The sequence below is a fragment of the Pseudophaeobacter sp. C1-32P7 genome (assembly GCF_041008775.1).
Lineage (GTDB): Bacteria > Pseudomonadota > Alphaproteobacteria > Rhodobacterales > Rhodobacteraceae > Phycobacter > Phycobacter gallaeciensis_A.
This window is the reverse complement of sequence record NZ_JAXGFR010000073.1, coordinates 1-1,730: the sequence shown is the minus strand read 5'-3', so window position 1 is coordinate 1,730 and position 1,730 is coordinate 1. Positions and strand designations below refer to the sequence as shown.

Here is a 1,730-nt window from a genome sequence, read left to right as displayed (position 1 = left end):
GGCGGCGCTGAGGCCATGGCGGGATCTGTCTCGGCCTACTTCGGCGCCTTCTACTCCGAAGGCGAGCGCACGGAAGTGATCCTGCGGCGTCTGCGCGAAGAGTTCGGGGATCTGGGCGTGGCCATGCCCGCAAGCCGGGACGGCTTCCGCGAACTGGTCGAGGGGATCGATACCACCACCGAGCACGGGCGCGCGCTTTATGCAGGCCTTCTGCAGATGTCCGGCGCCTTGGCCGAGGTGCTGCCGCAGGTCAGCGCCTATTCCGCTGAACTGGCGGGCATGGTTGGGGAGATCGGCGGCGAACTTGGCGCGCAGATCGATGCGGCCCGTGCCCGGGTCTCCGAGGAACGCGCCACGGCAGAGAGCTGGCGCCGCGCGGGCAGCGGGCTCCGCGATCTGGTGGATGGTCTGATCACTGGCGATCTGACCGGCGCCAGCGCGGCGCAGGCCGAGGCGGCGCAGCGGGCGCGGCTGGACGGTGCGCTGGCAGCGGTGCGCGGCGGGGATCTCTCCGCAGCGGAAAGCCTGCCGGAGCTGGCGCGTGCCTATCTGCAATCGGCCCGGGCCGGTGCAGGATCCGCGCTGGAATACCGGCGCATCGCGGCAGAGGTGCAGGGCCAGTTGCGGTTTGCGGCTGGGGTGGCCGATCTTGAAAGCGGCAATGATGAGGTTCTGGCCGGTCTTTATGAGCAGCAGATCGAGGTTCTGACCTCGCTTGGCAGCTTCCTGCAGCTTGAAGGGCTGACCGGCGATCAGATCGCGGAACTGAGCCAGGGCGTGCAGGATCTGGCCGCGGACTGGGATGGCACCGTCAGCGCATTTGAAACCTCCCTTGGTTCGCTGGAGGATGCCATCAGCCAGGCGGAGGCCTTCAGCTATGACGACCTGGTGGGGGCGCTGGATGTGGCTGTGACGCTGGCCGATGATGCGCCGCGCTGGCTGCGCCGGATGGTGGAGCAGGCGGACAGCGGGATCCGCACCACGCTGGACTTCATCATCCGCCGCGATGATCTGACGGCGGCGGATCGCTGGATTGCCACCCATGCTCTCTCGCAGCATGTGGCCAGCCTCGACCTGGTGCTGCGCGAGGATCTGGACCGGCAGACCCGCAAGCTGGTTCTGACCAATACCGAGGAACTGCGCCGCAAGCTGATGCTGCAGCTGGGCCGGGATCTCGATCCGGACACCCGCGCCCTGGTGCTGACCCGCAGCGCCAACCTGTCGCGCCGGGTGAACGTGGCGCTGACCCGGGAGGGCGGCGATACCGTGGAGCGGCTGACCCGCCTGCAGGATCTGATCGGGGCGCGGGGACAGGCCGGGCGCCTCAGCTTTGGCGGCGCGGTGCGCCTGACGGCGGATACCGTCTTCAGCGATCTGACCTCAGCCACCGGGGATCTGCTGCAGCCGATGGAAAACCTGCGGAGCATGCTGGGGGATCTGCGCGCGGCGGTACGGCTGGACACGGCAGAGCGGCAGGCGCAGTCAAAGATCGCATCGCTGCAGATCCGCGGCGCCGGGCTGGCGGATCGCACAGAGGTCAAACGGGCAGGGGGCGCCGAGCTGATCGGCCAGATCGAGGATCTGCAGGCCTCCACCGGGATCAAGCTGCTGCGCGGGGAGGGCGAGGACGCAATCCTGCGCCAGCGGGAGGATGGCACGATTGCTTACCGCGCGGACTACACCAGCGGCGGTGCGGGGCTGGCGGCCTTCAATGCGGCCTTCCGGGGCGC

The 1,730-nt window shown here is 68.8% G+C and carries 1 pseudogene; it reads left to right on the top strand.

The features are described 5' to 3' along the window. Positions 1 to 15: 15 nt before the first annotated feature. Positions 16 to 1,730: pseudogene (locus SM763_RS24115) on the top strand (hypothetical protein); the annotation flags it as partial.